Annotated in this window: 15 protein-coding genes; 10 read left to right on the top strand and 5 right to left on the bottom strand. The window is 72.1% G+C overall.

Going from position 1 to position 22,710, the window contains the following annotated elements:
- Positions 1–31: 31 nt before the first annotated feature.
- The 5 genes from acnA to WME75_RS42625 all read left to right on the top strand — a co-directional run bounded on the left by acnA (position 32) and on the right by WME75_RS42625 (position 8,070).
- Positions 32–2,785, top strand: a complete 2,754-nt coding sequence (gene acnA, locus WME75_RS42605; RefSeq protein ID WP_437483207.1) for an aconitate hydratase AcnA — start codon at positions 32–34, stop codon at positions 2,783–2,785.
- A gap of 120 nt (positions 2,786–2,905) precedes the next feature.
- A complete protein-coding gene (gene serS / locus WME75_RS42610) occupies positions 2,906–4,207 on the top strand; it encodes a serine--tRNA ligase (protein ID WP_437483210.1) in 1,302 nt (433 codons plus the stop codon).
- Positions 4,208–4,212: 5 nt separating this feature from the next.
- Positions 4,213–6,444, top strand: coding sequence for an ATP-binding protein (locus WME75_RS42615; RefSeq protein WP_437483213.1), 2,232 nt, complete (start codon positions 4,213–4,215; stop codon positions 6,442–6,444).
- Entirely contained in the window at positions 6,445–7,473 is a 1,029-nt protein-coding gene (locus WME75_RS42620; protein ID WP_437483216.1) for a hypothetical protein, read from the top strand.
- 147 nt (positions 7,474–7,620) lie between these two features.
- Positions 7,621–8,070 carry a universal stress protein gene (locus WME75_RS42625; RefSeq protein WP_437483219.1) on the top strand — a complete coding sequence of 150 codons (450 nt, stop codon included), beginning with the start codon at positions 7,621–7,623 and terminating at the stop codon, positions 8,068–8,070.
- Positions 8,071–8,084: 14 nt separating this feature from the next.
- Here the strand turns inward: WME75_RS42625 and WME75_RS42630 are convergent, their stop codons facing one another.
- On the bottom strand, positions 8,085–8,630 hold the full coding sequence (locus WME75_RS42630) for a chalcone isomerase family protein (protein ID WP_437483222.1): 546 nt from the start codon (positions 8,628–8,630) through the stop codon (positions 8,085–8,087).
- Positions 8,631–9,056: 426 nt separating this feature from the next.
- Between WME75_RS42630 and WME75_RS42635 the strand changes: the two genes are divergently transcribed.
- From WME75_RS42635 to WME75_RS42645, 3 genes are all read left to right on the top strand, one after another.
- Positions 9,057–10,547, top strand: a complete 1,491-nt coding sequence (locus tag WME75_RS42635) for a vWA domain-containing protein (protein WP_437483225.1) — start codon at positions 9,057–9,059, stop codon at positions 10,545–10,547.
- A 252-nt stretch (positions 10,548–10,799) separates the two neighbouring features.
- Positions 10,800–11,996, top strand: a complete 1,197-nt coding sequence (locus WME75_RS42640; protein ID WP_437483228.1) for an aminotransferase class V-fold PLP-dependent enzyme — start codon at positions 10,800–10,802, stop codon at positions 11,994–11,996.
- A 205-nt stretch (positions 11,997–12,201) separates the two neighbouring features.
- A complete protein-coding gene (locus tag WME75_RS42645; RefSeq protein WP_437483230.1) occupies positions 12,202–13,383 on the top strand; it encodes a hypothetical protein in 1,182 nt (393 codons plus the stop codon).
- 39 nt (positions 13,384–13,422) lie between these two features.
- Here WME75_RS42645 and WME75_RS42650 read toward each other — a convergent pair whose 3' ends face one another.
- The gene (locus WME75_RS42650) at positions 13,423–13,743 is read right to left on the bottom strand and encodes a hypothetical protein (RefSeq protein ID WP_437483233.1); all 321 of its coding nucleotides are present in this window, start codon (positions 13,741–13,743) and stop codon (positions 13,423–13,425) included.
- Positions 13,744–15,321: 1,578 nt separating this feature from the next.
- Between WME75_RS42650 and WME75_RS42655 the strand changes: the two genes are divergently transcribed.
- Positions 15,322–16,944: a thiamine pyrophosphate-binding protein gene (locus tag WME75_RS42655; protein WP_437483236.1), complete on the top strand. Its 1,623-nt coding sequence runs from the start codon at positions 15,322–15,324 to the stop codon at positions 16,942–16,944.
- A 5-nt stretch (positions 16,945–16,949) separates the two neighbouring features.
- Positions 16,950–17,471 carry a M17 family peptidase N-terminal domain-containing protein gene (locus WME75_RS42660; RefSeq protein ID WP_437483239.1) on the top strand — a complete coding sequence of 174 codons (522 nt, stop codon included), beginning with the start codon at positions 16,950–16,952 and terminating at the stop codon, positions 17,469–17,471.
- A 19-nt stretch (positions 17,472–17,490) separates the two neighbouring features.
- Here the strand turns inward: WME75_RS42660 and WME75_RS42665 are convergent, their stop codons facing one another.
- The 3 genes from WME75_RS42665 to WME75_RS42675 all read right to left on the bottom strand — a co-directional run bounded on the left by WME75_RS42665 (position 17,491) and on the right by WME75_RS42675 (position 22,676).
- On the bottom strand, positions 17,491–19,557 hold the full coding sequence (locus WME75_RS42665; RefSeq protein WP_437483242.1) for an ATP-binding protein: 2,067 nt from the start codon (positions 19,555–19,557) through the stop codon (positions 17,491–17,493).
- 577 nt (positions 19,558–20,134) lie between these two features.
- Positions 20,135–20,302, bottom strand: a complete 168-nt coding sequence (locus WME75_RS42670; protein WP_437483244.1) for a hypothetical protein — start codon at positions 20,300–20,302, stop codon at positions 20,135–20,137.
- A 10-nt stretch (positions 20,303–20,312) separates the two neighbouring features.
- A complete protein-coding gene (locus WME75_RS42675; protein WP_437483247.1) occupies positions 20,313–22,676 on the bottom strand; it encodes a Lon protease family protein in 2,364 nt (787 codons plus the stop codon).
- Positions 22,677–22,710 lie beyond the last annotated feature (34 nt).

Consider the following 22,710-nt stretch of genomic DNA (forward strand, 5'->3'; position numbering starts at 1 on the left):
CAAGGGCGCCTCGGACGTTGGAGGATGCCGCATGGTCGACAGCTTTGGCACGAAGAGCACGCTGACGGTTCAAGCCGATACATACACCTACTACAAGCTCACCTCGCTGGCGCAAGGCGGCGCTTCGCTCGATAAGCTCCCCTTCTCGCTCCGCATTCTCCTGGAGAACCTCCTCCGCCACGAGGACGGGCGCGTCGTGCGCAAGGAGCACGTGGAGGCCGTCCTCAACTGGGACCCGAAGGCCCGCCCCTCGCAGGAGATCGCCTTCCACCCCGCGCGCGTGCTGCTCCAGGACTTCACCGGCGTCCCCGCCGTGGTCGACCTCGCGGCCATGCGCGAGGCGCTCGCGAAGCTCGGCGGCGACTCGCTCAAGATCAACCCGCTCCAGCCCGTCGACCTCGTGATCGACCACTCGGTCCAGGTCGACAAGTTTGCGTCGACGACGGCCCTGAAGGTCAACGCGGCGCTCGAGTTCGAGCGCAACGAGGAGCGGTACGCCTTCCTCCGCTGGGGGGCGCAGGCGTTCACGAACTTCCGCGTGGTGCCGCCCGACCAGGGCATCTGCCACCAGATCAACCTGGAGTACCTCGCGGGCGCCGTCATGCGGCAGGGCACGCTGGCCTACCCGGATACGCTCGTCGGCACCGATTCGCACACCACGATGATCAACGGGCTCGGCGTCGTCGGCTGGGGCGTCGGCGGCATCGAGGCCGAGGCGGCGATGCTCGGCCAGCCGCTCTCGATGCTCATCCCCGAGGTCGTGGGCTTCAAGCTCCACGGCAGCCTGCCCGAGGGCGCCACCGCGACCGATCTCGTCCTCACGGTGACGCAGATGCTGCGGCAGCGGAAGGTCGTCGGGAAATTCGTCGAGTTCTACGGCCCCGGCCTGAGCGCGCTCTCGCTCCCCGACCGCGCCACGATCGCCAACATGGCGCCCGAGTACGGCGCCACCATCGGCTTCTTCCCCGTCGACGACGAGACGATCGCCTACCTGCGCTTCACCGGCCGGCCCGCCCCGCTCGTCGCGCTCGTCGAGGCCTACTACAAGGCGCAGGGCCTGTTCCGCACGGACAGCACTCCGGACCCGGTCTTCAGCGACACGCTCTCGCTCGACCTCGGCGAGGTCGAGCCGTCGCTCGCCGGCCCGAAGCGCCCGCAGGACCGCGTCCCGCTCCGCGACGCGAAGCGCGCCTTCCGCGCCTCGCTCCAGGGCATGCTCGAGAAGGAGTTCGCCGCCGCCGACGCGACCGCCGTGAAGGCGTTCCTCGAGGAGGAGACCGGCGCCTCGGCCGCGCGCGCGCCCGCGCTCGAGAAGCTCATGCGCCCGGCGGAGATCACCGAGGGCGACGCGCGCTACACGCTGCGCCACGGCTCGGTCGTGATCGCCGCGATCACGTCGTGCACCAACACCTCGAACCCGGCGGTCATGCTCGGCGCGGGCCTCCTCGCGAAGAAGGCCGTCGAGCGCGGGCTCACGGTGAAGCCGTGGGTGAAGACCTCGCTCGCCCCCGGGTCGAAGGTCGTCACCGACTACCTGCGCCAGGCGGGGCTCCTGCCGTACCTCGAGGCGCTCGGCTTCCACCTGGTCGGCTACGGCTGCACGACGTGCATCGGCAACTCCGGGCCGCTGCCGGACGTGATCGGCGACACGGTCCGCAACAACGATCTCGTCGTGGCGAGCGTCCTCTCCGGCAACCGCAACTTCGAGGGCCGCATCAACCAGCACGTGCGGATGAACTTCCTCGCCTCGCCGCCGCTCGTCGTCGCCTACGCGCTGCGCGGCGACGTCGACGCCGACCTCTTCAAGGAGCCGGTCGGCACCGATCGCAACGGCGATCCGGTGTACCTCAAGGACATCTGGCCGAGCTCGTCCGAGGTCAACGAGGCCATCCGCACGGCGGTGCGGCCCGAGCAGTTCCAGACGCAGTACGAGAACGTGTTCGCCGGCGACGAGGAGTGGCAGACGCTCTCGATCCCGAGCGGCCAGACGTTCGTGTGGGACGAGGCCTCGACGTACGTGCGCAGGCCGCCGTTCTTCGAGGGGCTGTCGAAGGATCCGGAGCCGCTCCACGACATCCAGGGCGCGCGCGTGCTCGCGCTGCTCGGGGACTCGGTGACGACCGACCACATCTCGCCGGCCGGCAACATCGCCAAGAACAGCCCCGCCGCGAAGTACCTGGGCGAGCACGGCGTCGCGCCCGCCGACTTCAACTCGTACGGCGCCCGCCGCGGCAACCACGAGGTGATGATGCGCGGCACGTTCGCGAACATCCGCCTCAAGAACCTGCTGCGCCCGGGTGAGGAGGGCGGCATCACCATGCACCTGCCCGACGGCGAGAAGACGACGATCTACGACGCGGCCATGCGGTACAAGGCGGAGAAGGTGCCGCTGCTCGTGATCGCCGGCGCCGAGTACGGCACCGGGTCGTCGCGCGACTGGGCGGCCAAGGGGACGAAGCTGCTCGGCGTGCGCGGGGTCATCGCGAAGAGCTTCGAGCGCATCCACCGGTCGAACCTGGTCGGTATGGGCGTGCTCCCGCTCGAGTTCGCGCCGGGCGAGGACGCCGGAACGCTCGGGCTCACCGGGCGCGAGGTGTTCAAGATCGACGGCATCTCGGACAACCTCACGCCGGGCAAGAAGCTGAGCGTCGTCGCGACCGGGGAAGGCGGGAAGACGACGACGTTCACCGTCACCGCGCGCATCGATACGCCGAACGAGGTCGACTACTATCAGCACGGCGGCATCCTCCAGTTCGTGCTGCGCAGCCTGGGCGCCACGGCCTAGCGCCTCCTCACCGCGCCGCTCCCCACCCACCCGCTCCGGCGGGGAGCGGACCCCTCCCGAATGCGGAGCGGCGCCTCGCGGCTGCTGACGCGCGTGCAGGCTTCGGCTAGACCCTGGGGCATGCTCGATCCCCGCTACGTCGCAGATCACCTCGGTGAGGTGCGCGCGGCGCTTGCTCGTCGCTCGCCCGCCGCCGCCGCCACCCTCGGAGACGACTTCGCCTCCACGGTCAGCACGCGCCGGTCGAAGGTCCAGGAGCTCGAGCGGTGGCAGGCGGAGCGCAACGCGGCGAACGACGCGATGGCGCGCCTCGACAAGAAGTCGCCGGAGTTCGCGCAGAAGCGCGACGAGCTGAAGGGCCTGTCCGCCAGGATCAAGGAGGCCGAGCAGGTCGTCTCCGAGCTCGAGAAGGGGATGACCGAGCTGCTCTCCAGCGTCCCCAACCTGCCGGATCCGTCGGTGCCCGACGGCGCCGGAGACCAGGACAACGTGGTCGTCAGGACGTGGGGCGAGAAGCCGAGCTTCTCGTTCGCGCCGAAGTCCCACTGGGACATCGGCACGGCCCTCGGCATCCTCGACTTCGAGCGCGCGGCGAAGCTCTCGGGCGCGCGGTTCACGGTGCTGATGGGCGCGGCCGCCCGCCTCGAGCGGGCGCTCATCTCGTTCATGCTCGACCTGCACACGCGCGAGCAGGGCTACCTCGAGGTGCTGCCGCCCTTCCTCGTCAAGGACTCGGCCCTGTTCGGCACGGGCCAGCTGCCCAAGTTCGCCGAGGACCTGTTCAAGACGCAGAAGAGCGACCCGGAGCGGGCATACGACCTCTACCTCATCCCGACGGCGGAGGTCCCGCTCACGAACCTCCACGCGGACGAGATCCTCGACGGCGCGTCGCTGCCGATCGCCTACACGGCGTACACGCCGTGCTTCCGCAGCGAGGCGGGCAGCCACGGGCGCGACGTGCGGGGGCTCATCCGGCAGCACCAGTTCGACAAGGTCGAGCTCGTGCGGTTCTCGACGCCGGAGGACTCGCCCCGCCAGCACGAGCTGCTCACCTCGCACGCCGAGGAGGTGCTGAAGCGCCTCGGCCTCCACTACCGCGTCTCCGCGCTCTGCGCCGGCGATCTCGGCTTCGGCGCGCAGAAGACGTACGACCTGGAGGTGTGGCTGCCCGGCCAGGGGGGCTACCGCGAGATCTCGAGCTGCTCGACCTTCGGCGACTTCCAGGCGCGCCGCGCCCAGATCCGCTACCGGCCGGAGCCGAAGGCGAAGCCGCGGCTGGTCCACACGATGAACGGGTCGGCGCTCGCCGTGGGGCGGACGGTGATCGCGATCCTCGAGCAGTACCAGCAGGCGGACGGGACGGTGGTCGTGCCGGAGCCGCTCCGGGCGTTCATGGGCTGCGAGGTCCTCCGCGGCAGGTAGCAGCGATGGCAGCGGACGAGGAGGCCAAGCGCGAGCTCGCGGAGTCGAGGGGCGCGCGCGACGGGGGCGAGGGCGAGCGCCGCTCGCAGGTCCCGGAGTCGAGGGGCGAGCGCCGCTCGCAGGTCCCGGAGTCGAGGGGCGAGCGCCGCTCGCAGGTCCCGGAGTCGAGGGGCGAGCGCCGCTCGCAGGTCCCGGAGTCGAGGGGCGAGGGCGAGCGCCGCTCGCAGGTCCACGCGCCGCCGAGCCACGCGGAGACGTCCATGGCGCTCGCGCGCCGGCGGCTGCTCGAGCTCTGCAAGCGGCACAAGGACGAGCTGATCGACGACTGGATCGAGAACGTGCTGGCGCTGCCGCCGGAGCGCGGCCGGTACACCGACCGGCCGGTGGGCGAGGTGACGGAGAACGTGCGCTCCTGGCTCGCCGCCTTCACGAGGATCCTCGAGGACGGCAGCGAGACGCTGCTCGACGAGTTCATCACGCACCTCGTCGAGCAGCGCTACGCGACCGGGTACTCCATCAGCGGTCCGCTGATCGCCGCATCCGAGTTCCGCACCGCCGTCGCGGGCGTCCTCGACACGACGCACGACGACGGCGACGCGGACGGCACGTCCTCCATCGACGTGCTCCGCGCCGTGGACGCGCTGCTGCTCCAGTTCGAGCACCGCTTCGCCGAGGCGTACGCCCAGCGCTCGCTGTTCGCCTCCGAGGAGCGCCACCGCGAGATCGTCGAGCTCTCGTCCGACGTCCTCGCGACGATCGATCAGGAGGGGATGCTGACGCGGCTGAACGTGCGGTTCGAGGTGCTCTTCGGGCACTCGCGGCAGGCGTGGATCGGCCGGCCGATCACCGCGCTCGCGGTCGCGGCGGACGTGCCGGCGCTGCGCGCCCTCGTGATGTCCGCGTCCCGGTCCGAGGCGCCCCGGGAGGCCACCATCCGCTGCGCGACGCGCGCCGGCCTGACCAAGGTGATGACGGTCCGGATCACGCGGCTCTACGGCGAGGACGCCTCGCTCGCGCTCATGCGCGACGTCACCGAGGAGGTCGCGCGCCGCGCGCAGATCCTCCACAGCGAGAAGCTCGCCTCGATCGGCCAGGTCGCGGCGAGCGTCGCGCACGAGCTCAACAACCCCATGGCGTGGGTGATGGCGAACCTGGAGCAGATCCGGAGCGGGGCGCACAAGCTCGTCTCGGCGGCGCGCCCCGTCGCGTCGGGCTCCTACGAGGACCTGCTCCGCGCCATCGATCTCATCGACAGGTCCTGCCACGAGGCGCTCGCCGGCGTCGAGCGGATGCGCGACATCGTGACGGACCTCAACCTCTTCTCGAGCAGCAGCGAGCGCAAGCCCGAGCGGGTCGATCTCGTCGACGTGATCGAGCTCGCGCTGCGCATGACGGGGCCGCAGCTCAGCCAGCTCTGCCGCATCGAGCGCCACTACGGCGAGATGCCCCCGCTGGTCGGCTACCCGGGCAAGCTCTCGCAGGTGTTCGTGAACCTGTTCATCAACGCGGCGCAGGCGATGCCGAACCGCCCGCGCGACGAGAACATGGTGCGGGTGACGGCGCGCTTCGACGACGGGGTCCACCACGTCGAGGTGGAGGACAACGCGCGCGGCATGACCCCCGAGGTCGTCGAGCGGATCTTCGACCCGTTCTTCACGACGAAGGAGGAGAGCGCCCGCCCGGGCATCGGGCTCTGGGTGTCGCGCAACATCGTCGAGGAGCAGCAGGGCACGATGACGGTGTCGAGCCAGCCCGGCATCGGCACCATCTTCACGATCCGCCTGACCGGCCTCAACCCCGCGGATCTGCCCGCGCTGCGCCCGCCGCCGGAGCCGCCGCGCGCCTCGTCGCGCGGGACGATCCTGTTCGTCGACGACGAGCCGATGCTCCTCAACGCGTTCGCGCGCGCGTTCGAGGAGCGGCACGAGGTGCTCGTGGCGAAGAGCGGCCACGAGGCGCTCGACCTCCTGCGGGACCGCGGCGGCCGGATCGACGCGATCGTCTGCGATCTCCTGATGCCGCAGATGAGCGGGATGGCCCTCTACGACGAGATCGGCGAGCGGTTCCCGCAGCTCCAGCCGAAGATGGCCTTCATGTCGGGCGGTGCGTTCACGTCGAGCGCGCGCGAGTTCGTGGAGCGGGTGGACAACGCGAAGATCGCGAAGCCGATCTCGCTCGACGACCTGGAGCGCGTGATCGCCGATCTCCTCAGCGGCGGGCAGAAGCGGGGGCAGTAGGTGGCGGGCGCGAAGGCGGGCGCGGTGCGGGAGCGAGCGAACCACGCGCGCTACCGGCCGGGGCAGCGGGAGGGCTTCTACGAGAGCTTCTTCCAGCGCGCGAACCATCCGACGCGGCCGCTCGCCTTCTGGATCCGGTACACGCTCTTCAGCCCGGCCGGGCGGCCCGAGGCCGCAGAGGGCGAGCTCTGGGCCATCTACTTCGACGGCGAGTCGGGGCGCCACGCGGTCGCCAAGCGCGAGGTCCCCTTCGCCGGGCGTTGCTCGTTCGCCCGCGACGCCCTGTCGGTCGACATCGACGGCGCCCGGCTGCGCCCCGGCAGGCTCGCCGGCGCGGCGGGCGAGGGGGAGGACGCCATCTCCTGGGACCTCGCGTACGAGGGCGGCGGGGAGCCGCTCCTGCTGCTCCCGGCGGCCCTCTACGACGCCCCGCTGCCGAAGGCGAAGGCGCTGGTCGGGGCGCCGCTGGCCGTCTACAGCGGCGTCCTCCGGGCCTCCGGGCGCGACGTGGACATCTCGGGGTGGGTGGGCAGCCAGAACCACAACTGGGGGACGAAGCACACGGACCTCTACGCCTGGGGGCAGGTCGCCGGGTTTGACAGCCACCCGGACAGCTTTCTCGAGGTCGCCACGGCCCGGCTCAAGGTCGGCCCGTTCTGGACGCCGAGCATGACGCCGCTGGTCTTGCGGCACGGGGGGGAGGAGATCGCGCTGAGCTCGCTGGTCCAGGCGGTCCGCGCCGAGGCCTCGTTCGACTACTTCACCTGGCGCTTCCGGACCGAGACCGATCGGCTGAGCGTCGAGGGGCAGATCACCGCGCGCGCCGGCGACGTCGTGGGCCTCGCCTACAGGAACCCCCCCGGCGGCGTGAAGCACTGTCTGAACACGAAGATCGGGGCCTGCAGCGTCACCCTGCGGCGGAAGAGCCTGGGCCGCGAGGTCGGGAGCGAGACCCTGACGACGGCGCGGCGCGCGGCGTTCGAGATCCTCACGGACGACCGCGGCCACGGCGTGACGATCCGCGCCTGATCCGCGCCGGACGCTCGGGCGGCGCGCTGCGCGCGGGCGGCCGGCCGGGTGGCGCGCCGGCGCGGGCGCCGCCTGCGCGGGACTGCGCGCCCGGCGCGGAGTCGGCTAAAGAGATCCGGGAACGCTACCGCACGAAAGGCGGACGCCATGAGCCTCAAGCACCCCCGGACCCTCCTCGTCGCACTGGACAGCTCTCCCAGGGCGCCGCTCATCCTCGCCGAGGGCGTCGATCTCGCGCAGAAGCTCGGCGGCAAGCTCGTGCTCGTCCGCGGCATCGGGCTGCACCACAGCCTGCCTGCCGAGGCGCTGAACGAGTCGCCGACGCGCGTCCCCGAGATCCTGGAGCGGGGCGACCGGGCGGAGCTCGCGCAGCTCGCGCGCGACGTGCCGCCCGAGCTCCTCGCGAAGATCGTGGTCCACGTCGGCGTCGCCTGGGAGGTCATCTGCCGCACGGCCGACGAGGAGAACGCGGACCTCATCGTGATCGGGTCGCACGGCTACTCGGGCATCGACAAGGTGCTCGGGACGACGGCGGCGAAGGTCGTGAACCACACGAGCCGATCGGTGCTCGTGGTGCGCGACAAGCCGTCCGACTGACGAGGCCTCCGGCCTCAACGGAGCTTGGCGATGAGCTCCTCGCTCAGCCTCGGCTGGTCGATCTTGCCAAACCAGATCCGCCAGGTGGCCTTCATGAAATCGATGCCGCCCACCGTCGCGGTCCCGCCGCCGGCGACCTTGACGGTCGTCGTCTTCGCGCGCGCGTCGTACTCGATGGTGACCTCCGCTCCCGTCTTGAGGTCGCCCTCGAACGCCGAGACGAACCTCGCGATCTTCGCCTGATCGGCATATCCGTTCAACGCATAGGCGTCCGTCAACGCCTTGACGGTGCTCTCGCGGTCGACGTCGCGCAGCATCGTCCAGACGAGCTTCTTCCCCGTATCCATGTCGATGACGGCCTGCGTGGACCTCGCGGCAGGGAGCTCATCCATGTAGTGGCTGATCCGGTAGACCTCGATGCTGGCCGTGCCAACAGTCCTCGCGCGGACGCCGCTCCCCGTCAGCGTGTAGTCCGGTAAAGCAAAGAGGCTCGCGACAGCCAGGAAGATCGCCGCGAACGCGGCGAGAAAAGCTGGAGACTTGCTACGTGCGAGTTTCATCGGATCGACCTCCTCCTGCATCGCCGCTCGGCGCGGCGCATCGTGCCCGGGCGCCGCGCTCCGGCGAGCGCCCATCCATGATCATGATCGTGAATGGGCAAGACCCGGACCACCGGCGGAGGGACATTGGAAGTCGCGGCGCTCGTGAGATCTCGAGATGTGCCCTGGAGTCAGGCAGGGACGACCCATGAGGTGTGCTCGGAGGGGGCTCCGGAGGCCGGGCAGCGGACCTCGCGGCCGGGCGAGGGCCGGCGGCGACGGCGCCGGGGCGAGCTCTCCCTGAGATCTTTTTTCGGCCAGGTCCGTAGAAGTCGCGCGCTGCGGGGGTCGAGGAGATCGCGGCGGAGGACGCGAGTCCCCGCGGGCGGCGCCTTGGCTTGCGGCGGAAGGAGCTTCTCGATGCGGACGATGCTCGCGGGATTGCTGATGGGATTTGCGGCTCTGGGCTGCGCGGCCGGCGCGGCGGCGCCTCCGGGGACGAGCGCCGCGGCCGCGGGGGTCGCGCCGGGCATGGAGGCGCGGCTGGAGGGCGCGCCGGCAGCCGCCGCGGCGCCGGGGGCTGCCGGGCCCACCGCGGCGGTGGCGGCCGAGCCCGCGGCGGTCGAGGCGCCGGCGTCCCGGTCGGAGGCGGCCGGCGAGGCGCGCCGGGGCGTCTGGATCGGCGCCGCGGGCGCGAGCGACTTCGTGCTGCCGGGGACGCGCGAGACGCAGCTCGGGGTGTGGGTCGACGTCCCGGCGGCCCGCCGCGGGGCGCGCGCGCCGGCCGCGGTCGCGCTGCTCGTCGACGCCTCCGGCTCGATGCAGGGCGCGAAGATGGACCACGCCCGCGCCGCGGCGCAGGCGTTCGTCGACCGGCTGCCCGACGGCGATGTGGTCTCGCTCGCGTCGTTCGCCGACGCCGCGCAGGAGCGCGTGGCGCCCTCCGTGCTCGGCCCCGCCACGCGCCCCGCGGTGGCGCGCGCCATCGCCGCGCTCGGCTCCGAGGGCAGCACCAACCTCTTCGAGGGCCTCCGGCTCGCGGAGCGGCACGCGGCCGCGGCGCCGTCGACGCACGCCGTCCGGCGCGTGGTGCTCATCTCGGACGGCCAGGCGAACATCGGGCCCTCGTCCCCTGAGATCCTCGGCGCGCTCGCCCAGCGCGGCGCCGCCCACGGGGTGCAGATCACGTCGATCGGGGTGGGCGCCGACTACGACGAGCGCACGCTCAACGCGCTCGCCATCGGCTCCAGCGGCCGGCTGTACCACCTCACCGAGGCGCGTCAGATGTCCTCCGTCCTCGAGCGCGAGCTCGCCCTGCTCCAGACGACCGCGGCGACGGGCGCCTTCGTCGAGATCGTCCCGGCGCCCGGCGTGGAGCTGATCGGCGTCCCGAGCGAGCGCACCGACCGGTCCGGCGACACGATCCGGGTGCTCCTTGGCACGATGTTCGGCGGGCAGCACCGCGAGATGCTCGTGCGGGTGCGGGTCACCGCGCCGGCCGCCGGCTCCCACCCGCTCGCGAGCGTGCGGCTCCACTTCCGCGACCCCGAGAACGGCAACGTCCCGCGCGTGCACGAGGTGGTGGCCCGCTACGACGTGACGAGCGACGCGGCCCTGGTCGCCGCGCACGAGAACGAGAGGACCCAGACCCTCGCCGCGGTGATCGAGACGGGCATGATGCAGCTCGACGCGGCCCAGGACGTGAGCTCGGGCGATTTCGGCGCGGCCGAGGCGAAGCTCGCCGCGGCGGAGGATCGGCTCCGGCAGCAGGCGGCGCGCGCGCAGTCGGCCAAGGAGAAGGCGCGCGTCGCCGACGCGGCCTCGGCGGTGGCGAGCGCGCGAAAGACCGCCCGCGCGGCCGCGGCGGCCCCGCCGGCGGCGCGGCGCATGGATGCCCTCCAGATGAACAGCGCCTCTCCGGTCTGGGCGGGCCGCTGAGCGGCGATCGAAGCGCCGCCCGCGCCCTCTCATCCATGATGGACCGTCGAGGTGTCCATCATGGATGGGTTGACCGAGCTCTGCGCGCATCCCGTCAACCGATCGCAGTGGATCAACCAATCAACATTGATTGATCTGTACACCATAGATCCATGTTGATCCACCTCGCGTGGGCCCTCGACAGGGGAGCGGTCGCGCGCGACATTGCCCCGGGCCGTCCGACATCTCACCTCCCTGGGCACTCGACCCCCCATGAACCCCAACGCCTTCCCGGAGTCGCGCGCCGGCGCCGTGCGTGAGCTCTGGCCGCTCGACCCGGCCGTCACCTTCCTGAACCATGGCTCGTTCGGCGCCTGCCCGCGCGCGGTGCTCGAGGCGCAGCAGCGCTACCGCGACCAGCTCGAGCGCGAGCCGGTCCGCTTCTTCCTCCGCGAGCTCGAGCCGCTGCTCGACGCGGCCCGCGGGGAGCTCGCCTCGTTCGTCGGCGCCGACCCGGACGACCTCGCGTTCGTGCCCAACGCGACCGTCGGGGTCAACACGGTGCTGCGGTCGCTCTCGCTCGGTCCCGACGACGAGCTCTGCGTCACCGACCACGGGTACAACGCCTGCCGCAACGCGATCGAGGCCGTCGCGGCCCGCGCCGGGGCGCGCGTCGTGGTGGCGCCGGTGCCGTTCCCGATCGAGGCGCCCGAGCGGGTGGTCGAGGCGGTGCTCGCGCGGGTGGGGTCGCGGACGCGGCTCGTCCTGGTCGACCACGTGACGAGCCCGACCGGGCTCGTGTTCCCGGTCGCCGCGCTGTGCGCCGAGCTCGCTGGCCGCGGCGTGGACGTCCTCGTGGACGGGGCGCACGCGCCCGGCATGCTGCCGCTCGACCTCCGCGCCCTCGGGGCGGCCTATTACACAGGCAACTGCCACAAGTGGATCTGCGCGCCGAAGGGCGCGGCGTTCCTCCACGTGCGGCGGGACAGGCAGGGCTCGGTTCGCCCGCTCTGCATCAGCCACGGCGCCAACTCGCCGCGCGCTGACCGGTCGCGCTTCCTGCTCGAGTTCGACTGGACGGGCACCTGGGATCCGAGCGCGGCCCTCTGCATCGCGGACGCGATCCGCGCGATGGGAGCGCTCCTGCCCGGCGGCTGGCCCGCGCTGCGGGCGCACAACCGGGCGACGGCGCTCGCCGCGCGCGACCTGCTCTGCGGGGCGCTCGGCTGCCCGCCGCCGAGCCCTGACGCGATGATCGGCGCGCTCGCGACGGTGCCGCTCCCCGACGCGCCGTCGTCGCCGCTGCGCCTCGACCCGCTCCAGGACGCGCTCCTCGAGCGGTGGGGGATCGAGGTGCCGGTGTTCGCCTGGCCCGCGTCCCCGCGGCGGTTCCTGCGGATCTCGGCGCAGATCTACAACGACAGGCCGCAGTACGAGCGGCTCGCGGCGGCGCTCTCGGCGCTGCTGTAGCGTCGCGCGAAGGAGCCCGGCCGCGTCTCGGGCCGCCGCTGCACGGCGGCGTGCGCGCGGCGCTCGCCTCGTTCTCGGAGCATCGCCCGGGCTCGGCGTCGCGGCGGGCTGCCCGGGCGCGGCCGCGCTTCGTGCGCGCGGCGCTCGTCGCAGCCGACCGCGCGCGCCTTCCGAGACGATAGGATGCGCGCTCCAAGGAGACACGATGCAACGTCGAATCCTGGTCTTGTCCTCGCTTTCCTGGCTGGCGGCGACGACCCTCGCGGCCGCGCCGACCGTCGCGCAGCCCGTGACGCCTCGCCCGGCGACGCGCCCGGCGCCGGCAGCGGCCGCACCTGGGCCGGAGGGATCACCGCCCTTGCCGGGAGCTGCCGAGCTGCCCGCGGGCTCCGAGCCGCCCGCGGGCTCCGAGCCGCCTGCAGGCGCCGAGCCACCTGCGGGCGCCGAGCCGCCTGCAGGCGCCGAGCCACCTGCGGGCGCCGAGCCGCCTGCGGGCGCCGAGCCGCCCGTCGGGGCGCCGGCCGAGCCCGCGGTAACTCCGCAGCGCAGCACGGAGATCTGGTCCGCGTCCCTCTCGGACTCCGCGCTGGGGCCGCCGCCCGCTCCCGCGCCGGACCCCGACGGCGCGCTTGGCGGGGGGAGCGTCCCGCGCGGCCGGCGCGGGGCGATCGGCGTGGAGACCTCGTCGTTCACCGGCGGCGACAACGACGTCTCCGGGCTCGCGATCGCCCTCTTTGCCCGCGTGCCGTTCGCCGAGCACACGTTCCTCGACGTCCGGGTCCCCTTCGGGCTCGCAATGGATGAGCGGACCGACGCCGTGCTCGGCAACGTGATGCTCGGTGCCCACCACGTCGGCCGCGTCGGCCGGACGCTCTGGCTCACGGTGGGCGGCGCTGTCGGGCTGGCGACGCTCTCGGGCCAGACCCACGACCACGACAGCTACGAGCCGGTCGGCGCGAGCCGGGCCTACTGGGACCTCCACGAATACTTCCCGAGCATCCTCCCGATCCACGCGCGCCTCGGCGCCGAGGCCCACGTCGGCCCGCTGATCGCGCGCGCCCAGATCGAGCCGGTGCTCTACATCCCGCTCGGCCGCAACGACGAGTACGAGGTCGCCATCCAGCACGCCGCCGAGCTCCAGATCGGCCATGGGATCGGCGGCGGCGTGCGCGTGCAAGGCATGGCGCTGGTCACGTTCGACAACGTGGACATCCGGCACGCCGTCGCGCGCAATCTCTACGTCCTCGCCCTCGAGCCGTTCCTCGCGATGGAGCGCAAGACCGCGTTCGTCCGAACGGGGCTGCTGCTGCCCTTCGACGAGGAGCTCGGCCCGCCGCTCGACCACACCTGGGGCTTCCACTTCACCGCGGGTGTCCGCATGGACTGAGGCCCTCGGCGGCCGAGACCGGCGGCGGCTGCCGTCCGGCTACGCGCCTCGGGCGCGCGTCGCCTCGCCGATCGCGTGGGTGATGTGCCCCTCCAGCTCGCCCGCGGGCAGCTGCTCGGACTCCACGACGACAAGGCGCGCTCCCGCGTCCTCCGCGAGCAGCTCGAACGTCCGCGGCGCGCGGTCGTGCAGGTGGCTCGGCAGGACGATCGCCTGCGGGCGGAGGCGGACCGCCATCCCCCACGCCGACGCCGCCTCGCAGGAGCGGACAAGGAAACGAGCCCGCGCCGCAACCCTGCGGCAACGGGCCAGAAAACCGGGGCTGCAGTCGAGCGCCAGCACGATGGGAATCCGGATCAACTGACTGCTGCTACTAGGGGGCTCCGACATAGGAAGATGCTACTCCAGCGAAGCGCTATTGCGCGTCCTCTTATCCCGCATAACCGATACAGAGCTTTCCCGAAATAGAAAACAACAAGGTCGCCAGCTCATGTAAGCAGTCACGCGTCCGTTTGGTGTATTGGATAACGTTCTGTGAGAGCAGGATATTTGAAATGGACGCTGCGAGAAGGAAGGACCCAGCGCACTGCTGCCCACGCGCGCCCGGCGCGCAAATTCGCCGAGAAAGTTGGCCCATCTTCAGCGCGTGATGCCCTGGCCGATCGCGCGTCGATGAAATGATGTGCCGAGGACGGAGTCCATCCCGGTGGCTCAGGCACACCCGGACGGATGAAGTCGGCGTGCACGTAGCAGACGCCGCTCGGGACGTAGGCTGTGAAGCCAGCGTCCGCGAGAGCGTCGCACACGATGGCTTGCATTCACCCATCACACCCATCACCCCGGCGAAACGGTCGTCGTGGCGCGACGGCGCCTCGAGCCCGCCGAGGTTGCCGCACCTCAAGGAGGTTGGCGCGCATACGTAAAGGAGATCGCGTGTCATCGTGATGCGGCGCGCGCGCCGCGCCAGCGCGGCCATGTGCCCGGGTCGCCTCCTTGCCGCGGCAGCCCGCCCTCGTCGAGCGTCCGGAGCTCACGACCGCGCGCCGCGCTCGGGGCGGCCAGGAGGACATGCTCCTTCTCATCAACCACCATGCGCTCGTTGAGCCCTCGGCGGATGAACCGGTTAACTTGCTCACAGATGCTCGCATGCGGGCTCGGCCCACGCCCGAATGTTTCCACCATGTTGCGGGGAGCGAATGTTTCCACCAGGTTGCGGGGAGCGCGGGCGCCGGAGACGAGCCGTGGGGCGATCCCCGTCCGAAACGTCCGGAGCCGTCCCCCCAGGCCGGCGGTTGCAGGGCAGGGGCACCGGGGAGAGGTCGAGAGAGATAGCGGTGTCGAGCTGGCAGCTGCAATAAGACCCCAACTATATCATTTCATCGCCCGGAGAGAACAGCGCCGGGCAGCGGACACCATGGCGCCGGTCGCGCCGGGTGGACGACAATCTCGCAGGCAGGGGCGGAGTCGACCCTGTAGCGTTGCTGGATTTTTACAGCGCTGTCCGCTGCAAGCGGGGTATTCCACGGGTGCGGCATGGACGACCCGGTCCGCGGACAGCGTGGTTTCACGGGCCGGGGAGGCGGCGCGCGCGCCGAGAGGGGGGTGCGCTGGCCCCGGAGCACGCTCTAAGGAGATCGGGAGGTTGGGAAGAACACCGAGCCTTCTCCTCACCTCCGCTCGTGCCGTTTCAGAGGCGGGCACCCCCGCGGTGGGCGCGACCCGCCGGCGCCGACGCGGGGTGGAGCTCCGAACGCAGCGGCGCCGCACGCGCGGCCGCCAGGGTCGGTCCCGGGACGCCGCCTGGGTCGTCCCGGGAAGGCGAGCGCCCCGGCCGGTGAGGCGGCTTGCCCGGCGCGCGGCGCCGGCGGTCGCGCGGCGCCTCGAGAACGGCCCGCTCGCCGGGAGGACGCTGGGGCGCACATGGTATATGCCGGCCCCATGGCGCAGGTGCACGGCGGCAAGCTCGTCTCGAAGGCGCTCGCGAGGCACGGGGTGACCCACCTCTTCACCCTGTGCGGCGGACACATCCAGGCGATCTATGACGGGTGCCTGGACGACGGCATCCGCGTCGTCGACGTGCGGCACGAGCAGACGGCAGGCCACGCCGCGGACGGGTACGCGCGGGTCACCGGGAGGCCAGGGGTGTGCGCGGTCACCGCGGGACCGGGCGTCACGGACGTGGTGACGGCCGTCGCCAACGCGCAGCGCGCGGGGATCCCGATGGTGGTGATCGGCGGCGCCGGACCGCGCGCCCTCGCCGACATGGGCTCGCTGCAGGACATGAACCACGTCGAGCTGATGCGCCCCATCTCGAAGTGGAGCGCCGCCGTCCCCTCGACCGACCGCATCCAGGAGTACGTCGACTCGGCCTTCCGCGTCGCCCAGGCGAACGTGCCAGGCCCGGTCTTCCTCGAGATGCCGCTCGACCTCCTGATGGGCTTCGCAGGCGACGAGGCGCCGGCCACCGCGCCCATGGCCCCGGCCCGGCCCGGCGGCGACCCGGCCGCCGTCGCGCGCGCCGCGACCCTGCTGAGGGAAGCCGAGCGGCCCATGTTCATCGTCGGGAGCCAGCTCCGCTGGTCGCCGCGGCGGGACGCGCTGCGCCGCTTCGCCGACGCCGTGAAGGCGCCCTTCTACCTGAACGGCATGGCCCGCGGCGCGCTGCCCCACGCCCACCCGGGGCTGATGAGCCGCTCGCGCCGCTTCGCGCTCTCGCAGACCGATCTCTGCGTGGTGCTCGGCACCCCCTTCGACTTCCGGCTCGAGTACGGCCGCGCGGTCGGCCCGGCCGCGAAGGTCGTCCAGATCGATCTCGACGGCAGCGAGCTCGGCAGGAACCGCCGCGTGGACGTCGGGATCGACGGGGACAGCGGCGTCGTGCTGGAGCAGCTGCTCGCGGAGGTGACCGAGAAGTCGGCCGAGCCGTGGCTCTCGGCCGTGCGCGAGGCCGAGGAGCGGTCGCGCGCGAAGATGCTGGCCGAGATCGCGAGCGACGGCGATCCGCCGAACCCGCTGCGCGTCTGCGCGGAGATCGGCAAGCGGCTCGGCAAGGACGACATCGTCATCGGCGACGGCGGGGACTTCGTCGCCACGGCCGCGAACGTGCTGAAGCTCGAGTGGCCGCAGCTCTGGATGGACCCAGGCCCGCTCGGGACCCTCGGGGTCGGACCGGGCTACGCGATGGCGGCCAAGCTCGCGCGCCCCGAGGCCAACGTGGTGCTCGTGTACGGCGACGGCTCGTTCGGGTTCCACGCGCTCGAGTTCGAGGCGATGGTGCGCCAGGGGATCCCCGTCGTGAGCGTGATCGGGAACGACGCGGCCTGGACGCAGATCCGGCGCGGGCAGGTCGAGATCTACGGCGAGGGCCGCGCGCCCGCGACGTCGCTCGACTTCACCCGGTACGACCGCGTGGTGGAGGCGCTCGGCGGCTTCGGCGCCTGGGTCGAGCGCATCGAGGAGCTCGGGCCCGCGCTGGACGAGGCGTTCCGGTGCGGCAAGCCCGCGTGCGTCAACGTGAAGATCGCGAAGAGCGACTTCCGCAAGGGCGCCATCAGCGTCTGATCCGCGTGGAGCTCCGGTTCATCTCCCCCGACCTGCAGAGCCTCGACGAGCTCGACTCCGAGGTGCTCGCGTGCGCCCCCTTCAGCGACGCGCTGCCCGCCCACGGCGTGGCCGGCCTCTGCGACTGGCGGCTCGGCGGCCGGCTCTCGGAGCTGAGGCGGCAGGGCCTGATCACCTGCGAGCTCGGCGAGGTCGTGATGATCCCGTGCAAGCCGCGCATGGCCTTCGACAAGCTCGTCCTGTTCGGCGCCGGCCGGCGCGACGCGTTCGACGAGGCGATCTTCCGCGAGGTCGTGCGCGGGATGCTCGCGACGATGGGCGGGCTCTGCACGCGCGTCGCCGTGGTGGAGCTCCCGGGGCGGCCCGACGGGCTCATCCCCGCCGAGCAGGCGGCCGACGCGCTCCTCGACTGCGCGGGCAGGGAGCGCGGCGACAACGTGTGGACGCTTGTCGAGCGCGCCGAGGGCAGGCAGCAGATCACGCAGCACATGATCGAGCAGCGCCGCCGGGTGCGGCGGGCGCTGTAGCGCGCCCGGCGCGGACGCGTCAGGCGAGCGCCTTCGGCAGGTCGACGGTGAACGTCGCCCCCTCGCCCGGGCGGCTGTCGACCTCGATCGTCGCCCCGAGCGCGTCGGCGATCTGCCGCACGATCCACAGCCCCATGCCGAAGCCGCTGTAGTTCTCGCTGGAGACGGCGCGCTCGAAGCGCTCGAAGATGCGGGCCTGCTGGTCCGGCGCGATGCCGATGCCGCGATCCCGCACCACCAGGCGGGCGCGATCCCCGAGGTCCCAGACCGCGACGTCGATGGGCTTGCCGGCGCCGTACTTGATGGCGTTCGAGAGGAGGTTCGTGACGATCTGATCGAGGCGCAGGCGGTCCCACCGGCCGACGATCGAGGCGGAGGCCGACAGGTCGACCGGGCAGCCCGCGGCGGCGAGCTCGTCGCGGAACCGATCCAGCACGTCGTTCACCGTGGCCGCCAGATCGACGTCCTCCAGCTCGATCTGCAGGCGGCCCGCGGAGATGCGCGAGATGTCGAGCAGGTTCGTGATGAGCCGGGCGAGCCGCTCGACCTGCCGCTTGATCATCTCGAGCCGCGGCGTCGCGCGCTCGGCGGTGAGATCGCCGCGCTTGCCGGCGCGCAGCAGGCCGTCGACCTGCAGCTGCATGGGCGTGAGCGGCGTGCGGAGCTCGTGGGACGCGATCGTGAGAAAATCGTCGCGCGCGCGCACGGCGAGCTTCGCCTCGCGGTAGAGCCGGGCGTTGTCGACGGCCAGGGCCGCGCGCCGCGCGAGATCCTGCGCGAGATCGAGGTCGACGGCGTCGTAGCGCCGGTGCGTCGAGGCGAACGAGAGCGTGCCGAGCGTCCGGCCGCGCGCGGTCAGCGGGACCGTGAGGTGCGAGGCGAGCGAGAGCGAGCGCAGCGCCTCGTAGTGCGCCTGATCGAAGGAGATCGCGCGGACGAACGAGTCGGTCACCCGGGGGGTGAGCTCCGGCTGCGCCGTGCGCAGGACCTTGCCGATGCCGCGCCCGGCGGAGTCGGCCGTGAGCTTGCCGAGGAGCTCGGTCGCCGCCGCCATCGAGGGATCCGCGTGGGCGGTCACCTGCCGCTCGTGCGCGCCGGACTCGTCCTGCAGGAGGAGCACGCAGATCTGGGCGAAATCAGGGAGCGCGACGCGGACCACGCGCCGCAGCGTCTCCTCGAAGTCCAGCGACTCGCCGAGGATCTGCCCGGCCGAGACGAGGATGCGCTGCGCCTCGTGGACCCGGCGGCGCTCGGTCACGTCGCGGGTGACCTTCGCGAAGCCGCGCAGGCGCCCGGCCTCGTCGAAGAGGACGCTGATCACCTCGTTCGCCCAGTAGCGCGTGCCGTCCTTGCGGACGCGGTAGCCCTCCTGGACCGAGCGGCCGGTCTCCACCGTGCACTCGAGCTCCGCGGCGGGCCTGCCGAGCTCGATGTCCTCCGGCGGGAAGAGGACCGAGCAATGACGGCCGAGGATCTCGTCTTCGCGGTAGCCGTTGATCCGCTCGGCGCCCGGGTTCCAGCTGGCGATGCGGCCCGCGGGGTCGAGCATGAAGATGGCGTAGTCCTGGACGCCCTCGACGATGAGGCGGAACCGCTCCTCGCTCTGCTTGAGGCGCCGGTCGGCGCGCGCCTCGGCCGCCTCCATCTCCCGGCGCAGGAGGAGCTCGCGCATCCTGCGGTTCTCGTCCTCGTAGAGCTTGCGGCGCAGCTGCGCGCGCAGGCGCGCCTTGAGCACGGTGAGCTCGCCCGTCTTCGTGACGAAGTCGTCGGCGCCGGCCGAGAGGGCGTCGAGGATCGCCTTGTGGTCGTCCCGGCCGGTGAGCATGAGGAGCGGGATCGACCGCCACGCGGCGTTCGCCTTGATGCGGAGGCACGTGGCCGGACCCGACAGCCCCGGCATCACCATGTCGAGCAGGATGCCGTCGACGCGCGCCGCCGTGAGCCGCGCGAGCGCCTCCTCCCCCGAGTGGGCGAGCACCGCGACGTAGCCCTCGTCGCGCATCGCCGCCGCGACCTGGTGCAGGTACGTGGGGCTGTCGTCCACGATGAGGATGCGATGAGGCGGGTTGTCGGATGGGCGGATCATGGGAGCCTCCCAGGCAGGCTCCGGTCAGCGAGGGCAGCCGCCACGGCGGACCGCGCGGTCGTGGCTGAACCGGTGCTGCACCCGCCGATGCCCGCCCGCGGCGCCCCCACCCTCATTGGCCACCCGTGCAGGTTGGCATGCCCTCTCCCCCGGCCGTCGCGAGAAGCCTACCTGGCCCGATGCACTTTGCGTACAGCATCCTTTTTCTACCAGACGCCAACCGCTCGCAACGTTGCGCCCCCCACGGTCCACCGGAATCCCAGCCACGAGCCCACCCGATCGCCCGGGCGTGCTGGGCTGCCCGGAGGCAGCGTAAGGAGGTTTCTGTACGGTGAATCAGGCAAATGGTGATTGACAGTCGTCCAATGTACTGAATTTGTTGCCCAATCGGCCGACTCGATGCCTTCTGGAGAATCGCGGCTTCACGGCGCCGCGTCTGCCTCGACGAGGGCGTGAATGCGCGGCGCGAGGCGGAGCTCATCGCCTCTCCGGCGCCTCGGATGAAGCGCTGAACTGCGGGGTCGGCGAGAGAGAGCCCGGAGCGCGCGAGTCCGTCACCCCTCGTCGATGAGCCCGATCATCCGGCGGGCTCCTCGGGCGGACCGGCGGCGCGCGCGGCCTGGTCGGGGCGGACCGCGGCCGGATCGAGGCGCCGCGCCGACGCCAGCATCTCGTGGAGCGCGGGCTCGAACGGCGCGTCCGGGGGCCGCTGGAAGCGGAGCGGGTCTGTGCGCTTCGCGGCCATCGGTCGCTCCTCAGCGACCCCGGAGCATGCTCCTGGGATCCGCGCTCGGCCCCCCTCTCATCGTGTCGGCGATCGCCTGGTGGAAGCGCTCCAGCCGCTGGTCCGCCGCGTGGAATACGGTCCCGTCCGGATACCTCCCGTCCGCGTCGGCGACGCCCGCCGGGACGCCGGTGATGATCTCGATGCCCTCCTCGACCGAGCTCACCTCGAACACGTGGAAGCGGCCAGCCTCGATCGCCGTGACGACGTCGCCCCGCAGCATGAGCGCGTCGCGGTTGGCGCTCGGGATCAGCACGCCCTGGTCGCCCGTCAGGCCCTTGGCGGCGCACAGATCGAAGAAGGCCTCGATCTTCTCGTTGATGCCGCCGACGGGCTGGATGCTCCCCTGCTGGTCGATGCTGCCCGTCGCGGCGAGCTCCTGCCGGATCGGGACGCCGGAGAGCGCCGACAGGAGCGCGTACAGCTCGCTCGATGAGGCGCTGTCGCCCTCGATCGGCTCGTAGGTCTGCTCGAAGACGAGCGAGGCGCCGAACGACAGCGGGCGGCGCTGGGCGAACCGGTCCGCGAGGAAGCCCGTGAGGACGAGCACGCCCTTGCTGTGGAGCGGGCCGGACATCTCGACCTCGCGCGCGATGTTCACCGGGCCCTCGCGGCCCGGGTAGACGACCGCCGTCACCCGGCAGGGGCGGCCGAACGTCTGCGGGCCGTCCGACAGGACCGAGATCGCGTTGACCTGCCCGACGCGCCGGCCGGTCACGTCGATGCGGATCGTCCCGTCGGAGAGCATCTCGTGCACGTGGTCGCGGAAATGGCTGCCGCGGCGGCGGGCCGACTCGAGCGCCTCGTTGACCTCGGGGCCGTCGACGACCTTGCGGCCGCGGCGCTGGGCCCGGTAGCCGGCCTCGGTCGCGACCTCGGCGATGATCCCGAGCTGCGCGCTCACCTTGGTCTGGCTCTCCGCGAGCCGGCCGCCGTGGAAGAGGAGCGCGGTCACGCCGTCGGCCGTGATCGGCGGCAGGCCGCGATCGTGCGCGAAGCCGGCGAGGAACGCGGGGTAGGTGAGCAGCGCCTGATCGAGCGAGATCGTCGTCTCGAAGCGCGCCTGCACCTTGAAGAGCTGCGAGAACTCCGGATCGGCGTCGTGCAGGTCCTGGTAGAGCTGCGGGTTCGTGACGAGGACGACCTTCACGTCGATCGGGATCGGGGGGAAGAGCAGCTCCTCCGAGGTGCCGCGGAAGTACGACGGGTTGTGCTCGGGCACGATGAACTTGCCGGCGAGGAGGCAGGCCTTGAGCTGCTCGTAGAGCGCCTCGTTCTTGAGCAGCGCGCCCGCGGGCAGGATGAGGAAGCCGCCGGCCGCCTCGTGGAGCGCGCCCGCGACGGCGAAGCCGGGCTCCGGCGGGAAGCCGGAGTCGGGCGGCGCGTGGGTGCGGCCGAAGAGGGCGCTCAGCGTGGGGTAGGGGACCTCCACGACTGGGGCGCCGGAGTCGGGCGTGTGCTCGGTGAGCAGCGTCGGGACGACCACGCCGCGCGGCAGGGTGCCGCCGCCCTCCTCGCCGCGCGCCTCGTCGACGAGCAGGCGGAACTCCTTCGACACGACCGTCTCGACGTCCGCGAGGAAGGCGCTGATGTCGTCGCGCCCCTCGAAGCGCGCGCGCACCGGCTGGAAGCAGCCCTTCACGCCGTCGCTGAGCAGCTGCTTCACGACGCCGCGCAGCTCGACGTCGGCCTCGTCCTGCACCGTGGCGAGCCGCATCTCGAACTCCTCGATGGAGCCGGCGATGGCGAGCAGGGCCTCGCTGTCGGGCGAGGTCGAGGCGTCCTGGATCGAGGTGATCTGCACCTCGTCGTCGCCGCGGACGAGGTCGAGGCCGAGCTCGCGCGCCGCGGACTTGAGCTGCTCCTCGAGCCGCCGCTCCTCCGCGTTGACCCGGCGCTGGATCTTGCCGCGCGCCTGCTTGAAGCGCTCGCCCTCGGTCGCGCCGCGCAGGGCGTCGACGAGCTTCTCGTGGAGCTCCTCCATCGCCTCGACGAAGGGGCGCCCCTCGCCCGGGGGGAGCGACAGGACCGTCGGCTCGCTCGGGCGGTGGGGGTTCGGCAAGAGGAGGATGTCGTCGGGCGTGGGGCGGCTCGCGGCGATGCGCTTCGCGACGGCGCGCGCGCAGAACGTGCGGCCCGTGCCGGGCGCGCCCACGACGACGACGTGGAAGCGGGGCTGGCGGATGTCGAGGCCGAAGGCGAGCGCGGCGAGGGCGCGCTCCTGCGAGCCGATGCCCGCCGACAGCGGCGCGACCTCCTCCGTCGAGGAGAAGCGGAAGCCCTCGGGCTCGACGATCTTGCGGCACTCGCTGGCGGGCAGCTTCCGGGAGACCATGGCGGCGCACGATAGCGCCTTTCGCCGCTCGTTG

The sequence above is a fragment of the Sorangium sp. So ce1014 genome, from assembly GCF_051521505.1.
In the GTDB taxonomy this organism is placed as follows: Bacteria; Myxococcota_A; Polyangia; order Polyangiales; family Polyangiaceae; genus Sorangium.